We start from the raw sequence: 25,270 nt of genomic DNA on the forward strand, positions 1-25,270 counted from the left end.
GAGTAGCACAAGTTAGCCGGGAGTCCCTGGCAGATCGATTTGCGCATCCAGCAAGGCCATGAAAGCCCTTGCCGCATTCGACAGCGTCCGTTCGGTGTGCACGATATAGCCTAGCTGGCGACTGAGCTGTATGCCCGGCAAAGGTATGCGCGCCACCTGTTCGTCAAGCATGGTGCGGGGCAGAACACTCCAGGCCAGACCAATGGACACCATCATCTTGATGGTTTCCAGGTAGTTGGTGCTCATGGCGATGTTCGGCGTCAGCCCTTGGGCTTCGAACAAGCGTTGGACAATGTGATGAGTAAAGGTGTTGCCGCCGGGAAAAACCGCCGGATGACCGGCAACGTCCGCCAGGCTCACGGCGCCATTGCTGATCAGCGAATGCTCCGGCGCTACCACGAAATCCAGCGGGTCGTCCCACACCGGCGTGGCTTTGACCAGCGTGTGCGGCTCCGGGGCCAGAGTGATTACCGCCAGCTCGGCGCGGCCGTGGAGAATTTCTTCGTAGGCCACTTCCGAATCGAGGAACTGAATATCCAGCGCCACTTGTGGGTAGCGGCGGGTGAATTCCCTCAAGAGTGGCGGCAAACGGTGCAGGCCGATGTGGTGACTGGTGGCCAGGGTCAGGCGACCGCTGACTTCACCGGTCAGGTTGGTCAGGGCGCGACGCGTGTCGTCCAGCACGTTGAGAATCTGGTAGGCCCGGGGCAGCAGAGCGCGGCCGGCTTCGGTCAGGCCGACTTCACGACCCAGGCGGTCGAACAGGCGCACGTTCAATTGTTGCTCCAGCCCGGCGATGCGTTTGCTGATCGCCGGTTGGGTCAGATGCAGGCGTTCCCCGGCGCCGGAGAAGCTGCCGGTCTCGGCGATGGCGATAAACGCATTGAGGTTGGCCAGATCCATGGTTCGTATTCCAGTTGGTTATCCAAAGCATAAAAAATATGAATTTGAGTTATTTAATGTAACCCCATAGGATCGGCCTCACAAGCCAAAGGGTTATTGATAAGCCCAGGGCATAGAAACAAGCTGATGAGGAACCGTCTGATGGCCGGCAAAACGCTCTACGACAAGCTCTGGGATTCGCATTTGGTCAAGCAGCGCGACGATGGCTCGGCGCTGATCTACATCGACCGTCACATCATCCACGAAGTGACCTCGCCGCAAGCCTTCGAAGGCCTGCGTCTGGCCGGGCGCAAGCCGTGGCGCATCGATGCCAACATCGCGACCCCGGACCACAACGTACCGACCACACCGGAGCGCAAGGGCGGCATCACGGCCATTGCCGACCAGGTCTCGCGTTTGCAGGTTCAGACCCTCGATGACAACTGTGATGAGTACGGCATCGTCGAGTTCAAGATGAACGACATTCGTCAGGGCATCGTCCACGTGATCAGCCCGGAGCAGGGCGCAACCTTGCCGGGCATGACCGTGGTCTGCGGCGACTCGCACACCTCGACCCACGGCGCCTTCGGTGCCTTGGCGCACGGGATCGGCACTTCCGAGGTCGAGCACGTGCTCGCTACCCAGTGCCTGGTCGCCAAGAAGATGAAAAACATGCTGGTGCGCGTCGAAGGCCAGTTGCCGTTCGGCGTGACCGCCAAGGACATCGTCCTCGCGGTGATCGGCAAGATCGGCACCGCCGGCGGTAACGGCCATGCCATCGAATTCGCCGGCAGCGCGATTCGTGATCTGTCCGTCGAAGGCCGCATGACCATCTGCAACATGTCCATCGAAGCCGGCGCCCGCGTGGGTCTGGTGGCCGCGGATGAAAAGACCGTCGAGTACGTCAAGGGCCGTCCGTTCGCGCCGAAAGGTGCGCAGTGGGATCAGGCGGTTGAAGCCTGGAAAGACCTGGTCTCCGACGCTGATGCCAAGTTCGACACCGTAGTCGAACTGGACGCCGCGCAGATCAAGCCGCAAGTCAGCTGGGGCACATCCCCGGAAATGGTCTTGGCCGTTGATCAGAACGTGCCGGATCCGGCCAAAGAGATGGATCTGGTCAAGCGTGACTCGATCGTCCGCGCCCTGAAATACATGGGTTTGAGCGCCAATCAGGCGATCACCGACATTCAGCTGGATCGCGTGTTCATCGGCTCCTGCACCAACTCGCGCATCGAAGACTTGCGCGCTGCAGCCGTGATTGCCAAGGGCCGCAAAGTCGCTTCGACGATCAAGCAGGCAATCGTCGTACCGGGCTCGGGTCTGGTGAAGGCGCAGGCAGAAGCCGAAGGTCTCGACAAGATCTTCCTCGAAGCCGGTTTTGAGTGGCGTGAGCCGGGTTGCTCGATGTGCCTGGCGATGAACCCGGACCGTTTGGAGTCCGGCGAGCATTGCGCTTCGACCTCCAACCGTAACTTCGAAGGCCGTCAGGGTGCCGGTGGTCGTACCCACCTCGTGAGCCCGGCCATGGCCGCGGCGGCGGCGGTGAACGGTCGTTTCATCGACGTTCGTGAATTGATCTGAAGGAGAGCGCAGCATGAAAGCTTTTACCCAGCACACTGGTCTTGTCGCGCCTCTGGATCGTGCCAACGTCGACACCGACCAGATCATTCCCAAGCAGTTCTTGAAATCGATCAAGCGCACCGGTTTCGGCCCGAACCTGTTCGACGAGTGGCGTTACCTGGATGTCGGCCAGCCGTATCAGGACAACTCCAAGCGTCCATTGAACAAGGAGTTCGTGCTCAACGCCGAGCGCTATCAAGGCGCCAGCGTGTTGCTGGCCCGTGAGAACTTCGGTTGCGGCTCCAGCCGTGAACACGCCCCGTGGGCGCTGGAAGAATACGGTTTCCGCAGCATCATCGCGCCGAGCTACGCCGACATCTTCTTTAACAACAGCTTCAAGAACGGCTTGCTGCCGATCATTCTGAGTGACGCTGAAGTTGATGAACTGTTCAAGCAGGTCGAGGCTGCGCCGGGCTATCAATTGCAGATCGATCTGCACGAGCAGACCGTCACCAGCCCGAACGGCAAGGTGTACCGCTTCGAGATCGACGCGTTCCGCAAGCATTGCCTGCTCAATGGTCTGGATGATATCGGCCTGACCTTGCAGGACGGCGATGCGATTGCGGCGTTCGAGGCCAAGCATCGTGTGAGTCAGCCGTGGTTGTTCCGCGACGCGTGATTGATTCGAGATTGATGTAGTCAGGGCTGGCCTCTTCGCGAGCAGGCTCGCTCCCACACTTGAAATGCATTCCCCTGTGGGAGCGAGCCTGCTCGCGAAGACGGCCGCTCAAACAACACAAATGCAGGATGTGACCATGACCGGCACTGCCCAACACACTCAGGTCGTACAAAAGCAATTCGGTGAACAGGCCGCCGCCTACCTGAGCAGCGCCGTTCACGCTCAAGGCACCGAATTCGCGCTGCTGCAGGCTGAGCTGGCGGGGCAGGGCGCGGCCCGGGTGCTGGACCTGGGGTGCGGCGCCGGGCACGTGAGTTTTCACGTCGCTCCGTTGGTGAAAGAAGTGGTGGCCTACGACCTGTCGCAGCAAATGCTCGATGTGGTCGCCGCCGCAGCGGTTGATCGCGGTTTTGCCAACATCTCCACGGTCAACGGCGCCGCCGAGCGTCTGCCGTTTGCCGATGGCGAATTCGATTTCGTGTTCAGCCGTTATTCGGCGCACCATTGGAGCGACCTCGGCGTGGCCCTGCGCGAAGTGCGTCGGGTGCTGAAACCGGGTGGTGTGGCGGCGTTCGTTGACGTGTTGTCACCGGGCAGCCCGTTGTTCGACACCTATTTGCAGAGCGTTGAAGTGCTGCGCGACACCAGCCATGTGCGCGATTATTCTGCCGGCGAGTGGCTGCGTCAGGTCAGCGAGGCCGGGCTGCATACCCGCAGCACCACGCGTCAGCGTCTGCGTCTGGAGTACAGCAGTTGGGTCGAGCGCATGCGCACGCCCGAAGTGATGCGCGCCGCGATCCGCCAGTTGCAGCAGTCGATGGGCAACGAAGTGCGCGAATATTTTGAGATTGATGCCGACGGCTCGTTCAGTACAGATGTAATCGTACTGATGGCCGAACGCTAAGCATTTTTCCGGGCGCGCCCTGAGTGGCGCACCGATTGAAGACACGAGGAAAGCATGAGCAAGCAGATTCTGATTCTCCCAGGTGACGGTATTGGTCCGGAAATCATGGCCGAAGCGGTCAAGGTGCTGGAGCTGGCCAACGACAAGTACAACCTGGGCTTCGAGCTGAGCCATGACGTGATCGGTGGCGCGGCCATCGACAAGCATGGCGTGCCGTTGGCCGACGAAACGCTCGAGCGTGCCCGTGCTGCCGATGCAGTCCTGCTGGGCGCCGTGGGCGGCCCGAAATGGGACACCATCGAGCGTGACATCCGCCCTGAGCGCGGCCTGCTGAAGATTCGTGCGCAACTGGGCCTGTTCGGCAACCTGCGTCCGGCGATCCTCTACCCGCAACTGGCCGACGCTTCGAGCCTGAAGCCGGAAATCGTGGCCGGTCTGGACATCCTGATCGTGCGTGAGCTGACTGGCGGCATCTACTTCGGCGCGCCACGTGGCACCCGCACCCTGGACAACGGCGAGCGTCAGTCCTACGACACCCTGCCGTACAGCGAAAGCGAAATCCGCCGCATCGCCCGCGTCGGTTTCGACATGGCCATGGTTCGCGGCAAGAAGCTGTGCTCGGTGGACAAGGCCAACGTGCTGGCGTCCAGCCAACTGTGGCGTGAAGTGGTCGAACAAGTGGCCAAGGATTACCCTGAAGTCGAACTCAGCCACATGTACGTCGACAACGCCGCCATGCAACTGGTGCGCGCACCGAAGCAGTTCGACGTGATTGTCACCGACAACATGTTCGGCGACATCCTGTCCGACGAAGCCTCGATGCTCACCGGTTCCATCGGCATGCTGCCGTCGGCTTCGCTGGATTCGAACAACAAGGGCATGTACGAGCCTTGCCACGGTTCGGCGCCGGACATCGCCGGTAAAGGCATTGCCAACCCGCTGGCGACGATTCTGTCGGTATCGATGATGCTGCGTTACAGCTTCAATCTGCACGAGGCAGCCGATGCCATCGAGAAAGCTGTCAGCGTGGTGCTGGATCAAGGCTTGCGTACCGGTGACATCTATTCGGCCGGTTGCACTAAAGTCGGAACGCAGGAAATGGGTGACGCAGTAGTCGCCGCGCTGCGGAATCTGTAATCTCTCGGGCCCGCTGCGAAATTCAATACAAAGCAGCGGCCCACTTTTCAAGAAGGTGTAGTTGCGATGAAACGTGTAGGTCTGATCGGTTGGCGCGGCATGGTCGGTTCCGTGCTCATGCAGCGGATGCTGGAAGAGCAGGATTTCGATCTTATCGAGCCGGTGTTTTTCACCACTTCCAATGTCGGTGGCCAAGGCCCGTCCGTGGGCAAGGACATTGCTCCGCTCAAGGACGCTTACAGCATTGAAGAGCTGAAAACCCTCGACGTGATTCTGACCTGCCAGGGCGGCGACTACACCAGCGAAGTGTTCCCGAAGCTGCGCGAAGCCGGCTGGCAGGGTTACTGGATCGACGCGGCGTCCAGTCTGCGCATGAACGATGACGCGGTCATCATTCTCGACCCGGTCAACCGCAAGGTCATCGACCAGCAACTGGACGCGGGCACCAAGAACTACATCGGTGGCAACTGCACCGTCAGCCTGATGCTGATGGGCCTGGGCGGTCTGTTCGAGGCCGGTCTGGTCGAGTGGATGAGCGCCATGACTTATCAGGCGGCCTCCGGTGCCGGCGCGCAGAACATGCGTGAACTGATCAAGCAGATGGGCGCGACCCATGCTGCGGTGGCCGATCAACTGGCCGATCCGGCCAGCGCGATCCTGGACATTGACCGTCGTGTGGCCGAAGCCATGCGCAGCGACGCGTACCCGACCGAGAACTTCGGCGTACCGCTGGCCGGCAGCCTGATCCCGTGGATCGACAAGGAACTGCCGAACGGCCAGAGCCGTGAAGAGTGGAAGGCCCAGGCCGAGACCAACAAGATCCTTGGTCGCTTCAAGAGCCCGATCCCGGTCGACGGTATCTGCGTGCGCATCGGCGCCATGCGTTGCCACAGCCAGGCGCTGACCATCAAGCTGAACAAAGACGTGCCGATCGCCGACATCGAAGGGCTGATCAGTCAGCACAACCCTTGGGTCAAACTGGTACCGAACAACCGCGACATCAGCATGCAGGAGCTGAGTCCGACCAAGGTCACCGGCACCCTGAACGTCCCGGTGGGTCGTCTGCGCAAGCTGAACATGGGTTCGCAATTCGTCGGTGCCTTCACCGTCGGCGACCAACTGCTGTGGGGCGCGGCCGAACCGCTGCGTCGCATGCTGCGGATCCTGCTGGAGCGTTGATCCTTTGATGCAATGAAAGAACCCGTGCCTTGTGAGAGGTGCGGGTTTTTTATGCCTGAGGTTTCCCGGTGTCAGGTCTGGCGCCTTCGCGAGCAGGCTCGCTCCCACCTTTGAAATGCATTCCCCTGTGGGAGCGAGCCTGCTCGCGAAGGGGGCGGTGCAGACACTGGACATTCTGACAGAAATTGCCTGCATCTCCCTCACCCGGTAAAGTGCCGCTCCCCCCCGTTTCGCCAGAGGTAGAACCATGACCCAGACCCTAGATATTGCCGTGATCGGCGCCACCGGTACTGTCGGCGAAACCCTCGTACAGATTCTCGAAGAGCGCGACTTTCCGGTCGGTAACCTGCACCTGCTGGCCAGCAGCGAATCCGCTGGCAGCTCGGTGCTGTTTCGCAACAAAAATGTGCGCGTGCGAGAAGTCGACGAGTTCGATTTCAGCAAGGTCAAACTGGTGTTCTTCGCCGCGGGCGCTGCCGTTTCCCTGAGCTACGCGGCGCGCGCCCACGCGGCCGGTTGCTCGCTGATCGACCTGTCCGGCGCATTGCCGGCCGAGCAGGCGCCGCAAGTGGTGCCGGAAGCCAACGCCGAGGTCATCGCCGGTCTGACCGCGCCGTTCCAGATCAGCAGCCCAAGCCCGTCAGCGACGACGCTGGCCGTGGTGCTGGCACCGCTGCTCGACTTGCTCGACCTGCAATACGTCAACGTCACCGCCAATCTCGCCGTCTCCGCGCAAGGTCGCGAAGCCGTGACCGAGCTGGCGCGGCAGACCGCCGAGTTGCTGAACATGCGTCCGCTGGAGCCGACCTTCTTCGATCGGCAGATGGCCTTCAACCTGCTGGCCCAGGTCGGCACGCCGGACGCTCAAGGCCACACGCTGCTGGAAAAACGCCTGGTGCGCGAGCTGCGTCAGGTGTTGGCGCAGCCTTTATTAAAGATTTCCGCTACTTGCGTTCAAGCCCCGGTGTTTTTTGGCGATAGCTATAGCGTGACCTTGCAGTCAGCGAGCGCGGTCGACCTGGAAAAGGTCAACGCCGCACTTGAAGACGCACCCGGCATCGAGCTGGTTGAAGCCGGCGATTACCCGACAGCGGTGGGTGACGCGGTGGGGCAGGACGTTGTCTATGTTGGCCGTGTGCGCGCCGGTGTCGACGACCCGGCGGAACTTAATCTGTGGCTGACGTCAGATAACGTACGCAAAGGTGCGGCCCTCAACGCTGTGCAGGTTGCTGAATTGTTGATAAAAGACCTGCTGTAAAAGATACTTGGCAACAATTTGTCGACTGATTCTAGGTGAGCGCTATGCTTGCCCGGAGCACTTGATAACGTGTCACCCTCCGGGACTTTCCGGGGCATCAAAGAAATGATCGCGCGCGGCATGTGTCGTCGTCGCGCGCAATGCCTTACGGCAGCGGCAATCAACATCTTCTCGCTGGCCGAGGAACGTTCAAACAAAGGATGAGGCTATGGTTCAAGTTCGCAAACTGGTGTTAGCAATAGCGGCCGCCTCGGCGCTGTCCTCCGGTATGGCGCATGCCCTCGGGCTCGGGGAGCTGACCCTGAAGTCGACCCTGAACCAGCCGCTGGTGGCCGAGATCGAGTTGCTCGACGTCAAGGATCTCACCGCTGCCGAAGTGGTGCCGAGCCTGGCTTCACCCGAAGATTTCGCCAAGGCCGGTGTTGATCGCCAGGCCTTCCTCAACGACCTGACCTTCACCCCGGTGCTCAACGCCAGCGGCAAGAGCGTGCTGCGCGTGACGTCGAGCAAGCCACTGTCGGAACCGATGGTGAAATTTCTGGTGCAGGTGATGTGGCCCAACGGCCGATTGCTGCGCGATTACAGCGTGCTGCTGGATCCGTCGAAATTCTCGCCACAGACCGCTGACGCCGCCGCGCAACCAGCGCCGTCGCAGACCATCACCGCACCGACCACCGGCGCCACGCACCCGAATCAGTACACCACCACGCCGCGCGATACCCTGTGGGAGATCGCCGCGAAGGCGCGCACCGGCGGCTCGGTGCAGCAAACCATGCTGGCGATTCAGGCGCTGAATCCGGATGCGTTCATCGACGGCAACATCAACCGGCTGAAAACCGGCCAAGTGTTGCGTCTGCCAGACTCGGTGGAAAGCACCGCGCTGCCACAATCGAAAGCGATTGCCGAAGTTGCCGCGCAGAACGAAGCCTGGCGTCAGGGTCGTCGCTATGTGGCCAAGCCGGGTACCGGCCAGCAGCAGCTCGATGCCACCAAGCGTGGTCGCAGCAATGCGGGCACCGGCCAGAATGCCAAAGACAACTTGAGCCTGGTCTCCGCCGAAAGTGCCAAGGCGCGGGGTAAAGGCCCGGCCGGCGATGCCAAGGCGTTGAGCAACAAGCTGGCGGTGACTCAGGAAAGCCTCGACACGACCCGTCGTGACAACGAGGAACTGAAAAGCCGCATGGCTGATCTGCAAAGCCAGCTGGACAAGCTGCAACGCCTGATCGAGTTGAAAAACAATCAACTGGCGAAGATGCAGGCCGAGGGCCCGGGCACTGCGCCAGCCGCCACCGCTGCCGTACCGGCGATCACCGCCGAACTGGCCGCAACGCCGCCAGCGACGCCGGCGGAGGCCGCACCTACCCCGGAATCGGCGATTGCGCCACCGGTCGACACGCCTGCCGAGACGCCAGTGGTTGCGCCAAAACCGGTGGTCGATGAAGACAAAACCTTCAATGAACTGCTGACCAATCCGATCCTGCTGGGGCTGATCGGCGGCGGTGCGGTGGTGCTGCTGCTTCTGCTGTTGCTGCTGGCCCGTCGCCGCAAAGCCCAGCAGGAAGCCGAGAAACACCTGCGCATGGCGCGCGCTTTGGCTGAAGAGCAGGAGTTCTCTGCCGAGCAGGATCTGCCGGAAAGCAGCTTCGAAGGTCTGGAAACACCTGCCGCCAGCGTCAAGCTCAACACCCCGGCACCCGCACCAGCGCCAGTAGTGGCTCCGGTGGTGATGGCCGAGCCGATTGCCGCGCCATTGGTCGCGCCGGCCGCCGAGCGTTCCGACGACGTGCTGGACAAGGCTCAGTCGCATATCAATGCCGGTCGCCTGAATCAGGCTGCCGCGCTGCTGGAAGAGGGCGTCAGTCTTGAACCGCAGCGCAGTGATCTGCGGCTGAAACTGATGGAAGTCTATGGTCAGCAGGGTGACCGCGATGCGTTCGTCGGTCAGGAGCGCCAGCTGGTGGCCAATGGCGACAACTTCGCCAAGGTCGAAGAGCTGAAAAAACGCTTCCCGGCCATGGCTGTAGTCGCGGTCGCGGGTCTGGCTGCAGCGGCGGCCGCCGCCGAACTCGATGCGCAATACGTCAAGGAGCTGCTGCTTGACGAGCCCGAGGCGCCTGCACCTGAGCCGGCGGCGGACGATCTGGACAGCGCGTTCGACCTGAGCCTGGACGATCTCGATAACATTACCCCGGTTGAGCCTGCGCCTGTTGTCGCACCTGAAGCACCAGTGGAGCTGGACGAGTTTCCGGCTGACGACGATCTGAGCTTTGAGTCGGTGCTGCAACAGCAGACCGAGATCAAAGAGAACCTCGACGACCTGTCGGACTTCGACCTCGATCTGGACCTCGGTGCCGAGCCTGCGCCAGCCCCGATGGCTGACCTGGCGGACGATGACTTCCTGCTGGATCTGGACGAAGGCGTGAAAGACCTGTCGCCGGCCGAGCCTGTGGTCGCCAACGAAGTGCCACAGGACGATCTGGAGTTGCCCGCCGATTTCGATCTGTCGCTGGCCGACGAGATGGACACCAACCCGGCCGAACCGGATGCCTTTGCGGCAGAGCTGGATGACGTCAACGCCGAGCTGGATCGTCTGTCGCAGAGCATCGCCGAGCCGACCTTCACCGAAGCCGACGCGGCCATGGGTGATGATCTGGGCGAGGACGACTTCGACTTCCTCGCCGGCACCGACGAAGCCGCGACCAAACTCGATCTGGCCCAGGCCTACATCGACATGGGCGACAATGACGGCGCGCGCGATATCCTCAACGAAGTGTTGACCGAGGGGGATGAGAAGCAGCGGGGCGAGGCCAAGGAAATGCTTTCGCACCTGGCTTGAGTCAGCGGTAAATCAAAAACGGCAGCCCGATCAAGGCTGCCGTTTTTGTTTGGGCAGAATTTAGTGGCGGCTGTGCTATCGCCATCGCTGGCAAGCCAGCTCCCACAGGTATTGCATGCGCTGCAGAAACTGTGGGAGCTGGCTTGCCAGCGATGGGGCCGGATCGGTCAACACAGAACTGACTGGCATCCCCGACCCACAGCCTTATAATGCCCGCCTTTGTACATCAGCAGGCTGTCCCACCTTGGCAAACATAGATAATCCGGCCGCCGAAATGGCACCCGAAGGCTTTTACCGCGTGGCACTGGGCGTCGAGTACAAAGGCTCGCGCTACAGTGGCTGGCAGCGTCAGTTGACCGGCGTGGCCACGGTGCAGGAAGAGCTTGAAAAAGCCTTGTCGAAAGTCGCCAATTCGCCGATTTCGCTGCAATGCGCCGGTCGCACCGATGCCGGGGTGCATGCGTGCGGGCAGGTGGTGCATTTCGACACGCCGGTCGATCGTTCGCTGAAAGCCTGGGTGATGGGCGCCAATATCAATCTGCCCCACGATATCAGCGTCAGTTGGGCGCGGGTGATGCCGGCGCATTTTCATGCGCGGTTCAAAGCCATCGCCCGACGTTACCGCTATGTGATCTACAACGATCAGATTCGTCCGGCGCATCTCAATGAAGAGATCACCTGGAACCACCGCCCGCTCGACGTTGAGCGCATGGCGCAAGCTGCGCAATATCTGATTGGCACCCACGATTTCAGTGCGTTCCGTGCCGGTCAGTGCCAGGCCAAGTCGCCGATCAAGAAGATGCATCACCTGCGCGTGACCCGGCACGGCAAGATGATCGTGCTCGATATCCGTGCCAACGCCTTTTTGCACCACATGGTGCGCAACATCGCCGGTGTGCTGATGACCATTGGTGCCGGCGAACGCCCGGTGGAGTGGATGAAGGAAGTGCTGGAGAGCCGAGAGCGGCGCTCCGGGGGCGTGACAGCGCATCCGTATGGGTTGTATCTGGTGCAGGTCGAGTATCACGACGAGTTCCCGCTGCCCGAGCGTTTCATCGGGCCACATTTCCTTACGGGTTTCTCGGACCTTGACGGCTGACGCCTCCCGACGCTTTTGTTACCATCCGGGACTTCCCGGTTTTTACCTTGAGGTTTTTATCGACATGTCAGCCGTTCGCAGCAAGATTTGCGGGATTACCCGCATAGAGGATGCGTTGGCAGCGGTCGAGGCCGGGGCCGATGCCATCGGTTTCGTGTTTTATGCAAAGAGTCCGCGCGCAGTGAGCGTGCAGCGGGCAAGGGCGATCATTCAGGCTTTGCCGCCCTTCGTGACGACGGTGGGCTTGTTCGTCAACGCCAGTCGCTGTGAATTGGGGGAAATCCTCGATGCTGTGCCGCTGGATCTGTTGCAGTTCCATGGCGACGAGACCGCGCAAGAGTGCGAAGGCTGGCATCGTCCGTACATCAAGGCATTGCGGGTCAAGGCCGGCGACGACATTGCGGCTGCCGTCGATGCTTATCCGAGTGCCAGCGGTGTGCTGCTCGACACCTACGTCGAAGGTGTGCCCGGCGGAACCGGTGAGGCGTTCGACTGGTCATTGATTCCGCAGCAATTGAGCAAGCCGCTGATCCTTGCGGGCGGCCTGACCCCGGAAAACGTCGCCGACGCCGTGGCCCGGGTCAAACCATACGCCGTCGATGTCAGCGGCGGGGTAGAGGCGAGCAAGGGCATCAAGGATCCTGCGAAGATCCGCGCGTTCATCAATGCCGTACGCAGCAGCTCGCAGGGAGCGGCTACTTCGATGTGACGGCTGGCAGTCTGCCGCCGTCCATCAATGCACTTGCACAAAGCAGGCGAGGCTGAGGGTTTCTGGAGTTGCACGCAGGTCATGTTTCGCGCTGACCGCGGCGTTCCACCAACCATCGCCACACACATGAATTTAGCTGAAGGGCATACGCGGGGCTGCGAACCAGAGCGTTCGGGCCGCCGGTACTGGAGAAAGAAAGCATGAGCAACTGGTTGGTAGACAAACTGATCCCTTCGATCATGCGGTCGGAGGTCAAGAAGAGCTCGGTGCCTGAAGGTCTGTGGCACAAATGCCCGTCCTGCGAGGCTGTGCTGTATCGCCCTGAGCTGGAAAAGACCCTGGATGTTTGCCCCAAGTGCAACCACCACATGCGCATCGGCGCACGGGCGCGCATCGACATCTTCCTGGATGCCGAAGGTCGCAACGAGCTGGGTGCCGATCTGGAGCCGGTTGACCGTCTGAAGTTCCGTGACGGCAAGAAGTACAAGGACCGTCTGGTCGCTGCACAGAAGCAGACCGGCGAAAAGGACGCGCTGATCTCCGTCAGCGGCACCTTGCTGGGCATGCCGGTGGTGGTGTCGGCGTTCGAATTCAACTTCATGGGTGGTTCCATGGGTGCCATCGTCGGTGAGCGCTTCGTGCGCGCCGCCAACTACGCCCTGGAAAACCGTTGCCCGATGATCTGCTTCGCCGCCTCCGGTGGTGCGCGCATGCAGGAAGCGCTGATCTCGCTGATGCAAATGGCCAAGACGTCGGCCGTACTGGCGCGTCTGCGTGAAGAAGGCATTCCATTCATCTCGGTGCTGACCGATCCGGTCTACGGCGGTGTTTCCGCCAGTCTGGCGATGCTGGGCGACGTGATCGTCGGTGAGCCAAAGGCGCTGATCGGCTTCGCCGGTCCGCGCGTGATCGAGCAGACCGTGCGGGAAAAACTGCCGGAAGGCTTCCAGCGTAGCGAGTTCCTGCTGGAGCATGGCGCAATCGACCTGATCATCGATCGTCGTGAACTGCGTCCACGCCTGGGTAATCTGCTGGCGCAGCTGACCGGTCAGCCGACACCGACCTACGTCGCCGCTCCTGTCGAGCCAATCGTCGTTCCACCGGTGCCTGCCAACGTATGACCGAACGTACCCTTGGCGAGTGGCTCGCCTACCTTGAACAGTTGCATCCATCGGCCATCGACATGGGGCTGGAGCGTTCGCAACAGGTAGCGTCCCGCATGGGACTGGGCCAGCCGGCGCCTCGGGTGATCACGGTCACCGGCACCAATGGCAAGGGTTCGACCTGCGCTTTCGTGGCTTCATTGCTACGGGCGCAGGGCCTGAGCGTGGGTGTCTACAATTCTCCGCACCTGCTGCGTTACAACGAGCGGGTGCAGCTCAATGGCGTCGAAGCCACTGACGCGCAGCTGTGTGAGGCCTTCGCTGCAGTCGAGGCCGGGCGTGGCGACACTTCCCTGACTTACTTCGAAATGGGCACCCTGGCGGCGTTCTGGCTGTTTCAACAGGCAAAACTTGACGCTGTGGTGCTGGAAGTCGGTCTGGGCGGGCGTCTGGATACGGTCAATGTGGTGGATGCCGATGTCGCGCTGGTCACCAGCATTGGCGTTGATCATGCCGAATACCTGGGTAACACCCGTGAATCCGTGGCTTTCGAGAAGGCCGGGATTTTCCGTCAGGGCAAACCTGCCTTGTGTGGTGATCTGAATCCTCCGCAACCGTTGCTCGACAAGGCGCGCGAATTGGCGTGTCCGTTTTTCCTGCGTGGGCGTGATTTCGACCTGGGTATCACTGATCAGCATTGGCAGTGGCGCGGTACCGATGCGCAAGGCCTGCAGGTCGAACTGCATGATTTGCCGTTGCTGGATCTGCCGATGGAAAACGCTGCGCTGGCCTTGCAGGCGTATCTGTTGCTCGGTCTGCCGTGGGATGCGTCGCAGATCGTTGCAGCCTTGCAGGCGACTCGCGTGGTCGGGCGTCTGGATCGTCGCTCCTTTGACTTCAATGGCAAACGCTTGAACCTGCTGCTGGATGTGGGACACAACCCGCACGCGGCGGAGTATCTGGCGCGGCGTCTGGCCAGTCGGCCACTGGCGGGCAAGCGTCTGGCGGTGTTCGGCTTGCTGGCCGACAAGGATCTGGATGGTGTTGTCGGCGAATTGAATGCTAGTGTCCAGCATTGGGCGGTCGCGCCGCTGGATTCGCCGCGTTCGCGCCCGGTCAGCGAATTGCACGCCGGGTTGCAGAACCTTGGCGCATCCGTCACGTCCTATGACAGTGTCGCGGCGGCGCTGGAAGGGCAGTGCGCAGTGGCCACCAGTGACGACGAAATTCTATTGTTCGGATCATTTTATTGTGTCGCCGAGGCCCTTGAGTGGCTGGCCCGGCGCTCCACGGAGGAAGCGGCAAATGGCTTTGCTGGATAAAGCGTACAAGCAGCGCATGGTTGGCGCCCTGGTGCTGGTGGCACTGGCGGTGATTTTTCTGCCGATGCTGTTTTCCCGCCAGGACGAGCAACGTCAAGTGACGGTCGAGGCGCCATCCGCACCGCAAGCGCCGGCTGTGCCGCAAGTGCAGCTCGAGCCGGTGGCCGTGCCTGAGCCGCAAGCACTGCCGCAGGAGCCGGTACCGAGCGACGACGAAGTGGCCGAGCAATCGGCGCCGTCGATGCCGATTGCCGCAGCACCGGCACCAGCACCGGCACCCGCGCCGACCCCGGCTCCGGCAGCCAAACCGATTGCACCTGCGCCCGTTGCCAAACCTGCTCCGCCGCCGGCTCAGCCGATTGCTGCGGCTGCGGCCAAACCTGACACCACGCAAAGCCGGGTCGATGCCAACGGTCTGTCGGTCAGCTGGTCGGTGCAACTGGCCAGTCTGTCGAGCCGTGAGGGCGCGGAATCGCTGCAGAAAAACCTGCGCAGCCAAGGCTACAACGCTTACATCCGTTCCGCCGATGGCAAGAATCGGGTGTTCGTCGGGCCGCTGATCGAACGTGCCGAGGCTGATCGCCTGCGGGATGTGTTGAGCCGTCAGCAGAACCTCAAGGGTTTTGTCGTGCGCTTTCAGCCCGAGCGCGGCTAGGATCTATCGATTCGATTGAAATGCACTGAAAATCGCAGCTTACCGACAGCGGTGCGCTCTGCTAAAATGCGCCGCCTTATCCGTCTGTAGGCTGCACTGTGCCATTTACCCTGGTTGACTGGGCGATCGTTGCAATCATCGCCATCTCCGCTTTGATCAGTTTGAGCCGCGGCTTCGTCAAGGAAGCATTATCGCTGGTGACCTGGATCATCGCAGGAGCGGTTGCCTGGATGTTCGGTGGCTCACTGTCCGAGTACCTCGCCGGATACATCGAAACCCCATCGGCTCGCGTGATCGCGGGCTGTGCCATCATGTTTGTCGCCACGCTGATCGTGGGCGCAATGATCAATTATCTTATCGGCGAGTTGGTGCGCGTGACCGGGTTGTCCGGCACCGACCGATTCCTGGGCATGGCCTTCGGCGCGGCGCGTGGCGTGTTGCTGGTGGTCGTGGCAGTCGGGCTGTTGAGCCTGGGGCCGGTACAGCAGGACGGGTGGTGGAAAGAATCACAGCTCGTGCCAAAGTTTCTATTGGTCGCCGACTGGTCCAAAAACCTGATTCTCGGGTGGAGCAGTCAGTGGCTTGCCAGCGGAATCAGCGTACCCGCTGATATTCCGTTCAAGGAGCAACTCTTGCCGTCGGCCAAAACGCCTCAGTGAGTGTTGTTCAGTTCAGATCCATTAAGTAGGGGTTGCGTCGCATGTGTGGCATCGTCGGTATCGTCGGTAAGTCGAACGTCAATCAGGCGCTGTATGACGCGCTAACCGTGCTCCAGCACCGCGGCCAGGACGCTGCCGGTATCGTGACCAGCCATGATGGCCGGTTGTTCTTGCGCAAGGACAATGGTCTGGTGCGTGACGTGTTTCAGCAGCGTCACATGCAGCGCCTGGTCGGCCACATGGGTATCGGCCACGTGCGTTACCCGACCGCCGGCAGCTCGACCTCGGCCGAAGCGCAGCCGTTTTACGTCAACTCGCCTTACGGCATCACCCTGGCGCACAACGGCAACCTGACCAACGTTGAACAGTTGGCCAAGGAAATCTACGAATCCGACCTGCGTCACGTCAACACCAGTTCCGACTCGGAAGTGCTGCTCAACGTGTTCGCCCACGAGCTGGCCCAGCGCGGCAAGCTGCAACCGACCGAAGAAGACGTGTTTGCCGCCGTGACCGACGTGCACAACCGTTGCGTCGGCGGTTACGCGGTGGTGGCGATGATCACCGGTTACGGCATCGTCGGTTTCCGTGATCCGCACGGCATCCGTCCGATCGTCTTCGGCCAGCGTCACACCGACGAAGGCGTCGAGTACATGATCGCTTCTGAAAGCGTGTCGCTGGACGTGCTCGGTTTCACCCTGATCCGCGATCTGGCCCCGGGCGAAGCGGTCTACATCACTGAAGACGGCAAGCTGCACACCCGTCAGTGCGCGACCAACCCGTCCCTGACCCCGTGCATCTTCGAACACGTTTACCTGGCGCGTCCGGATTCGATTATCGACGGCGTGTCGGTTTACAAGGCGCGTCTGCGCATGGGCGAGAAACTCGCCGAGAAGATCCTGCGCGAGCGTCCGGAGCACGACATCGACGTGGTCATCCCGATTCCGGACACCAGCCGCACCGCCGCGCTGGAGCTGGCGAACCACTTGGGCGTGAAATTCCGCGAAGGCTTCGTCAAGAACCGTTACATCGGCCGGACCTTCATCATGCCAGGCCAGGCGGCGCGCAAGAAGTCGGTTCGCCAGAAGCTCAACGCCATCGAGCTGGAATTCCGCGGCAAGAACGTGATGCTGGTCGACGACTCGATCGTGCGCGGCACCACCTGCAAGCAGATCATTCAGATGGCGCGCGAAGCCGGCGCGAAAAACGTCTACTTCTGCTCGGCGGCCCCGGCCGTACGCTTCCCGAACGTTTACGGCATCGACATGCCGAGCGCTCACGAACTGATCGCACACAACCGTTCGACTCAGGACGTGGCGGATCTGATCGGCGCAGACTGGCTGATCTATCAGGACTTGCCCGACTTGATCGAGGCGGTCGGTGGCGGCAAGATCAAGATCGAGCATTTCGATTGCGCAGTCTTCGATGGCAAGTACGTCACCGGCGACGTCGACGAGGCTTACCTGGACAAGATCGAGCAGGCACGCAACGATGCTTCCAAGGTCAAGACCCAGGCGGTCAGTGCGATCATCGATCTGTACAACAACTGAGTTTCTACCGGCCCTGAGGGGCCGGTTTTGTATCTGACTTTTAATTTTCGAGAACAGGGCAAGGAGTGACAGCATGAGTCAGGAATGGGATGCCGGTCGGCTGGACAGCGACCTCGAAGGCGTAGCGTTCGATACCCTGGCCGTACGTGCCGGTCAGCACCGTACGCCGGAAGGCGAACACGGTGATCCGATGTTCTTCACTTCCAGCTATGTGTTCCGCACCGCCGCCGACGCGGCCGCGCGCTTTGCCGGGGAAGTGCCGGGCAACGTGTACTCGCGTTACACCAACCCGACTGTGCGCGCGTTCGAGGAACGTATTGCTGCGCTGGAGGGCGCCGAGCAAGCGGTTGCCACTGCCACGGGCATGGCCGCGATCATGGCGGTGGTGATGAGCCTGTGCAGCGCCGGCGATCATGTGCTGGTGTCGCGCAGCGTGTTCGGTTCGACCATCAGCCTGTTCGAGAAGTACTTCAAGCGTTTCGGTGTGCAAGTCGACTATGTGCCGCTGGCCGATCTGTCAGGTTGGGATGCGGCGATCAAGCCGAACACCAAGCTGCTGTTCGTCGAGTCGCCGTCCAATCCGTTGGCCGAGCTGGTGGATATCACCGCGCTGGCGGAAATCGCTCACGCCAAAGGCGCGATGCTGGTCGTCGACAACTGCTTCTGCACGCCTGCCTTGCAGCAACCGCTGAAACTCGGTGCGGACATCGTCGTGCACTCGGCGACCAAGTTCATCGACGGCCAGGGCCGTTGCATGGGCGGGGTGGTGGCCGGTCGCAGCGAGCAGATGAAAGAAGTTGTCGGTTTCCTGCGCACCGCCGGGCCGACCCTCAGCCCGTTCAACGCGTGGATCTTCCTCAAGGGGCTGGAAACCCTGAACCTGCGGATGAAGGCGCACTGCGCCAACGCTCAGCAACTCGCCGAGTGGCTGGAGCAGCAGGACGGTATCGAGAAGGTGCATTACGCCGGGCTCAAGAGCCATCCGCAGCACGAACTGGCCCAGCGTCAGCAGAAGGGCTTCGGTGCGGTAGTCAGTTTCGAGGTCAAGGGCGGCAAAGAGGGCGCATGGCGCTTTATCGACGCCACCCGCTTGATCTCGATCACTGCCAACCTTGGTGACAGCAAAACCACCATCACTCATCCGAGCACCACCTCCCACGGCCGTCTGGCGCCGCAGGAGCGTGAGGCGGCGGGGATTCGTGACAGCCTGATCCGCATTGCGGTCGGTCTGGAAGACGTGGCGGACCTGCAGGCCGACCTGTCGCGCGGTCTGGCGGCGTTGTGATCGAGTTGTCGACGCCGACGGCGGGTACCCATGGCCGCGTGGCGCTGGTCACCGGCGCCGCGCGTGGCATTGGTCTGGGCATTGCGGCCTGGCTGATCAGCGAAGGCTGGCAAGTGGTGCTGACCGATCTCGATCGCGCACGCGGTTCGAAAGTGGTCAAGGTGCTGGGCGAGAATGCCTGGTTCATCGCCATGGACGTGGCGGATGAAAGTCAGGTGGCACTGGGTGTTGCTGAAGTGCTTGGGCAATTCGGTCGTCTCGACGCGTTGGTGTGCAACGCGGCGGTGGCCGATCCGCACAACATTACCCTGGAAAGTCTGGATCTGGCGTACTGGAATCGGGTGCTGGCGGTGAATCTCAGCGGGCCGATGCTGCTGGCCAAGCACTGCGCGCCGTATCTGCGCGCGCACAACGGTTCGATCGTCAATCTGGCCTCGACACGTGCGGCACAGTCCGAGCCGGATACCGAGGCCTATGCGGCGAGCAAGGGCGGGTTGTTGGCGCTGACCCATGCGTTGGCGATCAGTCTTGGGCCGGAGATTCGGGTCAACGCGGTCAGTCCCGGCTGGATCGATGCGCGGGATCCTTCTGCGCGTCGAGCCGAGCCGCTGGCCGATGCCGATCATGCGCAGCATCCGGCGGGCAGGGTAGGGACGGTCGAGGATGTGGCGGCGATGGTCGCGTGGCTGTTGTCGCGCAACGCCGGGTTTGTCACCGGGCAGGAATTCGTCGTGGATGGCGGCATGACCAAGAAGATGATTTACACCGAGTAGATCGCGTTCTTCTCCTGAATTTGCGTCAAATGGGCTGCCGCCTTCGCGAGCAAGCTCGCTCCCACATTTGGAATGCAATCCCCTGTGAGAGCGAGCTTGCTCGCGAATGCAGTCTTGCAAGATGGAAACAATTTCGTCTTTTTCAGAAAAACTTCAATCCTGCTATTGACTTAGGTTCGCTACCTGCGTAAATTTCGCGGCCTCGGAGATGCAAACGGGTGATTAGCTCAGCTGGGAGAGCGTCTGCCTTACAAGCAGAATGTCGGCGGTTCGATCCCGTCATCACCCACCACTCCCGAGAAACTTGCGAAAGCAAGAGGTAGGCTGAAAGTGCCTCCACCGACGCGCAGCGGTAGTTCAGTCGGTTAGAATACCGGCCTGTCACGCCGGGGGTCGCGGGTTCGAGTCCCGTCCGCTGCGCCATATTTTACGAGTCAGACATTGTCTGGTTCGCGATTGAAAAGCACCGAAGCTTTCAGTCAAAACGAGTTACTTGAGCGCAAGCTCAAAGCGATACGCAGCGGTAGTTCAGTCGGTTAGAATACCGGCCTGTCACGCCGGGGGTCGCGGGTTCGAGTCCCGTCCGCTGCGCCATATCTGTTTCAAGGACCACTGAACGCCTTGAAACACCGAAAGCAACCGGTGGTTGGTTCGGAATCGATAGCAAAGACCCTGGTCGAAAGACCGGGGTTTTTTGTGTCTGAAATTTGGCTTTCCTCTCTTCCTCCCTCCTCAGTCCAGCGCAAATCCCTGTGGGAGCGAGCCTGCTCGCGAAGGCGTCGGCACGTTAAAAATCAGTATTGGCTGGAGGAACGCTTTCGCGAGCAGGCTCGCTCCCACAAGGGGTGTCGATATGCCCTGCGATCTGCTGCGGTGCCACGTCGCATTGATTTTTTGATTCTTTAGTCAAATTTTTGTAACTGGTTGTTTGCTGCGAGCGCGGAAACCTTTAAAGTTAACCTTTCGGTCAGCTTTGCACTGTCAACACGCCCTTTGTTTAGCCAAGAAGGGCTTCTGCAAGACTCGAGATTCCCAGTAGATAACCAGAAGGGCGGACACATAACCGCCCAGAGGATGATCCATGTCCAACCGTGATATATCCCGGCGCTCGTTCCTCCAGGGCGGGCTGGTGGCGGGTGTGAGCGTCACGCTCACGCCGCTCAGCAGCCAGGCGCTGGCTGCCTTGATGGAAACCAGCGTCACCGTGCCGTCCGAGAAGTGGCTCGGCAACAACGGCAAGGCGCGTCAACGTAATGATGCGCTGTCCAAAGTTTGCGGCAGCAAAGTATTTGCCCGCGACATTCGCTCCAAGGACATGCCGGGCTGGCCTGAGCAACAGGGTCACGCCATGCTGCTGAAAACCATCAAGGCCGACCGTATCTACGCTGGCTACGACCTGTCGTGGCTCGGTGCCGACTTGCAACCTGACCGCATCGTCACCGCCGCCGATCTGGACAAGGACGGCATCGTCTTCCCGGAAGAGCACGCACCGGACCCCTTGCTGCCGGAAGGCAAAGTGCCGATGTTCATCGGTCATCCGGTAGCAATCCTGATCTGGAACGATTTCGAGCGTTTCCGCCAGGCCAAGAACAAACTCAAATTCAATGACAAGGCGATTCGTTACGGTGCACAAGTGCCGTACTACGAAGGCGATCCTTATGGCAGCTTCCGCTACGTGCGCGTGGGCGGTCCGACTTCGGCCGACGAAGACGAATTCGCCAGCCTGAAAGACTCGATCCTGTTCCCGATGCTGAAGAACCGTCGGCCGGTGTGGAATTCCCAGCCGAACCTGCACGGCAACCTGACTGAGCGCGGTCTGTTCTACGCCGATCGCATGAAAAAACAGATCGATACCCCGCCAGACAACTGGCTGGTGTTCGACGAGCGCTACAAGACCCCATCGATCGAACCGGCCGCGATGGAGCCGGACAACGGCAACGGCTGGTACGACCCGAAAACCAAGACCCTGCATTTCGTGGTCGCCACTCAGTGCCCGCTGGAAGCGGCGACCGAGACCGCGAAAATGATCGCGCCGTCGCGCTTCGGCCTGGCCAACCTGAACATGCACCCGGGTTACACCGTGGGCTACGGTTCCAAAGACCACAACATCTTCGTCTACTACGCGGCCCTCGCTGCGCTGTATGGCGCCGGTGTGCCGATCCGTCTGGCGAATGACCGCTATGAGCAGTTCCAGAGCGGCATCAAGCGTCACCCGTTCGACATCCGCTATCAACTGGCGGTGGACAAGAACGACTACAGCTTCAAGATTTTCCGCGCTGAAATGAGCGTCGATGGTGGCGGTCGCATCAACTACAGCCCATCGGTGGCGGCGGTGGGTGCTACGGCCGCGCAGTCGATCTACTACATGCCGCAGAATGACCTGCAGGTCACCGCTTACCATTCGCGTGGTGTTGAGGCGGGTTCGATGCGCGGTTACGGCACCCTGCAAAGCATGGCCGCGACCGAAATGATGGTCGACGAAATCGCCAATCGTCTCGGCATTGACGCGATTGATCTGCGTCGCAAGAACGCCTTGCGTTCGGGGATGAAAAACACCCAGGGCGCGATCCCGGCGGGTGCTCTGCGCCTGCACGAAATTCTCGACAAGGCTTCGGTGCACGAAGTCTGGAAAAACCGCGACGCGATCAAGAAACAGCGCGAAGCCGCCGACCCGGACAACTGGTACGGCGTGGGTTTCGCCATTTGCCAGAAAGACTTCGGCACCGGTTCGGAAGCGCCGATGGCCAGCATCGAATTTACCGCTGAAGGTCGCATCACTCTGCGCCACATCGGTATCGAAATCGGCACCGGCATGTCCACTTCGCAGGCGCTGGTGGTGGCCGATTTCCTCGGTAGCCCGGCGCATGAAGTGAAGACCGGTGAAACCGAATGGCAGGAAATGCAGCTGATCACCAGCGGCAACCCTTACATCATGAGCCAGGCCGAGCAGGACAATCTGCTGCGCAACCCGCGCTGGGTCGGCAAGCTGGCCTCGGCGTCGTCCGCGACCAACTCGGCTTACTACTTCAGCCACGCCACCCGTGAGGCGGCGCGTGTACTGTTCAACAATGGCTTGTGGCCGGCGGCCATGGAAATCTGGCGTCAGGGCCCTTACGGCGGTCAAGCCAACCCTTACGTGGTGCGTCGTGAAGATGCGCATTGGGTCGACGGCAAGCTCACTGCCAACGGCATGCAGCCGCTGAGCTTCGAAGAGCTGGCCAAGCGCGCTCACGAGCGTGGTCTGGTCACTGGCGCCACCGTTCACGCGTTCAACCGCTGGAGCTGGGCCGAGGCCGAATACAGCATTGACGGTGTGCGCGAGCGTCTGCCGCTCGACGGTCTGGCGGTGAAGTACGGCGATGGTGCGCCGAAGGCGAAGAAGGCGCTGATGAACACGGCGGGTTTCCACCTGCTGGATCGCCAGAACATCAACTACCCGGTGGTTCAGTTGAACAACGCCGCGGTGACTTACTACAGCCCGGTGGCCACGCTGGTCGAGTTGAAGGTCAATAAAGGCTCGGCGGAAGTCGAAGTGCTCAACCACCATTCGTGGGTCGAGTGCGGTCGGGTGCTGGTCGAAGAACTGGTCAAGGGCCAGCTTGAAGGCGGGATCGCGATGGGCATCGGTCACGCCCTGATGGAAGAGATGCCGCTGTACGAAGGCGGACCGGGGGAGGGTGACTGGAACTTCAACCGTTATCGCCTGCCGATGGCCCGCCACGTGGCGGTGTGGAAGCAGACCGCGGAGATTCTGCCGCCGCTGTCGCCAAGCGATCCGTCCAAAGGCATCGCCGAAGTGGTGATGATCCCGGTGGTCGGTGCCATCGGTAACGCGGTGGCGCACGCCATCGGTAAACGTGTTCGCGATCTGCCAATCACTGCTGCGCGCATCAAGGAGGCCCTCAATGGCTAACCGTCCGCTTCAACTGACCCTCAATGGTCAATCCGTCGGCCCGGTGGACATCCCTGATGACCTGCCGATGATCGACTATCTGCACGAATACAAGAACCTCACCGGTTCGCGTCTGGGCTGCGGCCAGGGTATCTGCCACGCCTGCGTGGTGATCGTCGACAACCCGGACGGCACAAGCGAAGAAGTGCGCACCTGCATCACCGGCGCGCACTACTTCGAAGGCAAAAAAGTCCGCACCATCGAAAGTCACGCCAAGCGTGATGAGAGCGGCCAGGTCACTGAGCTGAACCCGATCCAGCAGCGTTTCGTCGACGAATTCGCCTTCCAGTGCAGCTACTGCGCGCCGGGCTTCGTCAACGCCGCGACCGTGCTGGTTGAGAAGCTGCAGCGCCAGCCGATCGTCAAAAACCAGCTGGAAAAAGTCATCGAGGACAGCCTCGGCCACCACATCTGCCGTTGCACCGGGTACGTGCGTTACTACAACGCCACGCGCAACGTGCTGACCGATCTCGGCCTGGTCAAGGAGGGTTGAGCATGAAGCATCTATTGACCCGCCTGACCCTGGCGGTCGGGCTGGCTGCGCCGGTGTTGTTTGCTCACGCGGATGATCAGGTCAAGCGTGGCGAATACCTCGCCCGCGCCGCCGACTGCATGGCGTGCCACACCGCACCGGGCGGCGCGCCATTTGCTGGCGGGCTGCCGATCGTCTCGCCATTCGGCACGATCTACGGTACCAACATCACCCCGAGCAAAGAGCACGGCATCGGCTTGTACAGCGATGACGAATTCTTCGCTGCGCTGACCGAAGGCAAGCGTCGCGACGGCGCCAATCTGTATCCGGCGATGCCCTACACCTCGTATCACTTGGTGCCGCGGGAAGACTCGGACGCGATTCATGCGTACCTGAAAACCATCGAGCCAATCGAGCGCGCCGCGCCGGTCACCAGCCTGAGTTTTCCGTTCAACGTGCGTCCGGGTCTGATCGGCTGGAACATGCTGTACGGAAAGGCCTTGAAGCTTGAGTCTGGCGAAGGCAAAAGCGAAGCCTGGAAACGGGGCCAGTACATGGTCGAAGTGCTCGGTCACTGCGGCGAATGCCACACGCCACGCGGTCTGCCGGGCGCGATGCAATTGGACAAGCGCCTGACCGGCGGCATCCTCAACGGTTATCTGGCACCGAGCCTGCTCGCCACCGATCTGGCGGCGCGTGGCTGGAATCAGCATGACCTGAGCACGTTCCTCAAGCACGGCATGAGCGCCCAGGGCACGATGTTCAACGAGATGTTCCCGGTCTTCCACAACAGCACCCAGGGCCTGAACGATCAGGATCTGGCGGCGATGGCGACGTTCCTGCTTGGCGACAAGCCGCCCGTGGCGAAAGAGCTGACTGAAGTGTCGCTGGACAAGCTCAGCCCGAGCGCCCAGCGCGGCCGTCAGGAATATTTGAACGTCTGCGCCGGTTGCCATGCTGCCGGTGGCGAAGGCAAGCCGCACATCGCCGTGGCCATGCGCGGCAACACCACGCTGCGTCTGGAAGATCCGCGCAATCTGTTGCGGGTGATTGAGGACGGCATCGGCGAGCAGAAATTCGCCGGGTTCGAACACATGCAGCCGATGCCGGGTTTCGTCGACAAGCTCAAGCCTGAGCAACTGACCGATCTGCTGAACTACCTGCGTCAAGGCTGGGGCGGTCAATCGGCTGAACTGGCGGTCAGCGACGTGCAGAAGCTGCAGGCTGACGCTCCGGCCGTCGAGCACAAGGCGCACTGA

At 61.2% G+C, this 25,270-nt stretch carries 20 protein-coding genes and 3 tRNA genes; 22 read left to right on the forward strand and 1 reads right to left on the reverse strand.

All coding sequences use genetic code 11. The features are described from left to right. Positions 1-12: 12 nt before the first annotated feature. Complete coding sequence (locus ACM6HV_RS19540; RefSeq protein WP_041066034.1) at positions 13-903, reverse strand: LysR family transcriptional regulator; 891 nt, start codon at positions 901-903, stop codon at positions 13-15. A 141-nt stretch (positions 904-1,044) separates the two neighbouring features. On the opposite strand from ACM6HV_RS19540, the gene leuC reads away from it, so the two are divergent. The 22 genes from leuC (at position 1,045) to ACM6HV_RS19650 (ending at position 25,270) form a co-directional block, all read left to right on the forward strand. After that, positions 1,045-2,463: a 3-isopropylmalate dehydratase large subunit gene (gene leuC, locus ACM6HV_RS19545; protein WP_095668812.1), complete on the forward strand. Its 1,419-nt coding sequence runs from the start codon at positions 1,045-1,047 to the stop codon at positions 2,461-2,463. 13 nt (positions 2,464-2,476) lie between these two features. Then, entirely contained in the window at positions 2,477-3,121 is a 645-nt protein-coding gene (gene leuD / locus ACM6HV_RS19550; protein WP_166219847.1) for a 3-isopropylmalate dehydratase small subunit, read from the forward strand. 136 nt (positions 3,122-3,257) lie between these two features. Then, complete coding sequence (locus tag ACM6HV_RS19555; protein WP_145595063.1) at positions 3,258-4,025, forward strand: class I SAM-dependent methyltransferase; 768 nt, start codon at positions 3,258-3,260, stop codon at positions 4,023-4,025. 54 nt (positions 4,026-4,079) lie between these two features. Beyond that, on the forward strand, positions 4,080-5,162 hold the full coding sequence (leuB, locus tag ACM6HV_RS19560) for a 3-isopropylmalate dehydrogenase (protein WP_414905060.1): 1,083 nt from the start codon (positions 4,080-4,082) through the stop codon (positions 5,160-5,162). Between the two features lie 66 nt (positions 5,163-5,228). Further along, complete coding sequence (gene asd, locus ACM6HV_RS19565; RefSeq protein ID WP_003226428.1) at positions 5,229-6,341, forward strand: aspartate-semialdehyde dehydrogenase; 1,113 nt, start codon at positions 5,229-5,231, stop codon at positions 6,339-6,341. 247 nt (positions 6,342-6,588) lie between these two features. Continuing rightward, a complete protein-coding gene (locus tag ACM6HV_RS19570) occupies positions 6,589-7,599 on the forward strand; it encodes an aspartate-semialdehyde dehydrogenase (RefSeq protein ID WP_414905061.1) in 1,011 nt (336 codons plus the stop codon). Positions 7,600-7,807: 208 nt separating this feature from the next. Further along, a complete protein-coding gene (locus tag ACM6HV_RS19575; protein ID WP_414905062.1) occupies positions 7,808-10,435 on the forward strand; it encodes a FimV/HubP family polar landmark protein in 2,628 nt (875 codons plus the stop codon). Between the two features lie 274 nt (positions 10,436-10,709). Then, entirely contained in the window at positions 10,710-11,534 is an 825-nt protein-coding gene (truA, locus tag ACM6HV_RS19580; RefSeq protein ID WP_041066053.1) for a tRNA pseudouridine(38-40) synthase TruA, read from the forward strand. A gap of 64 nt (positions 11,535-11,598) precedes the next feature. Continuing rightward, entirely contained in the window at positions 11,599-12,243 is a 645-nt protein-coding gene (locus ACM6HV_RS19585; protein ID WP_414905063.1) for a phosphoribosylanthranilate isomerase, read from the forward strand. A gap of 200 nt (positions 12,244-12,443) precedes the next feature. Next, the gene (gene accD, locus ACM6HV_RS19590; RefSeq protein ID WP_041066058.1) at positions 12,444-13,364 is read left to right on the forward strand and encodes an acetyl-CoA carboxylase, carboxyltransferase subunit beta; all 921 of its coding nucleotides are present in this window, start codon (positions 12,444-12,446) and stop codon (positions 13,362-13,364) included. Beyond that, entirely contained in the window at positions 13,361-14,668 is a 1,308-nt protein-coding gene (gene folC / locus ACM6HV_RS19595; RefSeq protein ID WP_414905064.1) for a bifunctional tetrahydrofolate synthase/dihydrofolate synthase, read from the forward strand. The genes accD and folC overlap by 4 nt, the downstream gene beginning before the upstream one ends. Beyond that, positions 14,652-15,323, forward strand: coding sequence for an SPOR domain-containing protein (locus tag ACM6HV_RS19600; RefSeq protein WP_414905065.1), 672 nt, complete (start codon positions 14,652-14,654; stop codon positions 15,321-15,323). The genes folC and ACM6HV_RS19600 overlap by 17 nt, the downstream gene beginning before the upstream one ends. Positions 15,324-15,421: 98 nt before the next feature. Then, positions 15,422-15,982 carry a CvpA family protein gene (locus ACM6HV_RS19605; protein ID WP_007961197.1) on the forward strand — a complete coding sequence of 187 codons (561 nt, stop codon included), beginning with the start codon at positions 15,422-15,424 and terminating at the stop codon, positions 15,980-15,982. Between the two features lie 41 nt (positions 15,983-16,023). Beyond that, complete coding sequence (purF, locus tag ACM6HV_RS19610; protein ID WP_123448659.1) at positions 16,024-17,529, forward strand: amidophosphoribosyltransferase; 1,506 nt, start codon at positions 16,024-16,026, stop codon at positions 17,527-17,529. Between the two features lie 73 nt (positions 17,530-17,602). Next, positions 17,603-18,814 (forward strand): O-succinylhomoserine sulfhydrylase, encoded by a 1,212-nt coding sequence (locus ACM6HV_RS19615; RefSeq protein ID WP_103484392.1) that lies wholly within the window; start codon positions 17,603-17,605, stop codon positions 18,812-18,814. Next, positions 18,811-19,587, forward strand: a complete 777-nt coding sequence (locus ACM6HV_RS19620; RefSeq protein ID WP_414905066.1) for an SDR family oxidoreductase — start codon at positions 18,811-18,813, stop codon at positions 19,585-19,587. The genes ACM6HV_RS19615 and ACM6HV_RS19620 overlap by 4 nt, the downstream gene beginning before the upstream one ends. Before the next feature lie 216 nt (positions 19,588-19,803). Then, positions 19,804-19,879: transfer RNA gene (locus tag ACM6HV_RS19625), tRNA-Val, on the forward strand. Between the two features lie 54 nt (positions 19,880-19,933). After that, positions 19,934-20,010 (forward strand) — tRNA-Asp (locus tag ACM6HV_RS19630). 94 nt (positions 20,011-20,104) lie between these two features. Beyond that, positions 20,105-20,181: transfer RNA gene (locus ACM6HV_RS19635), tRNA-Asp, on the forward strand. A gap of 487 nt (positions 20,182-20,668) precedes the next feature. Then, entirely contained in the window at positions 20,669-23,500 is a 2,832-nt protein-coding gene (locus tag ACM6HV_RS19640; RefSeq protein ID WP_414905067.1) for a xanthine dehydrogenase family protein molybdopterin-binding subunit, read from the forward strand. Beyond that, a complete protein-coding gene (locus tag ACM6HV_RS19645) occupies positions 23,493-24,032 on the forward strand; it encodes a (2Fe-2S)-binding protein (protein ID WP_414905068.1) in 540 nt (179 codons plus the stop codon). Before ACM6HV_RS19640 ends, ACM6HV_RS19645 begins: the two co-directional genes overlap by 8 nt. A gap of 2 nt (positions 24,033-24,034) precedes the next feature. Next, on the forward strand, positions 24,035-25,270 hold the full coding sequence (locus ACM6HV_RS19650) for a c-type cytochrome (protein WP_414905069.1): 1,236 nt from the start codon (positions 24,035-24,037) through the stop codon (positions 25,268-25,270).

This window comes from Pseudomonas sp. IT-P260 (genome assembly GCF_949768395.1).
GTDB lineage: Bacteria > Pseudomonadota > Gammaproteobacteria > Pseudomonadales > Pseudomonadaceae > Aquipseudomonas > Aquipseudomonas parakoreensis.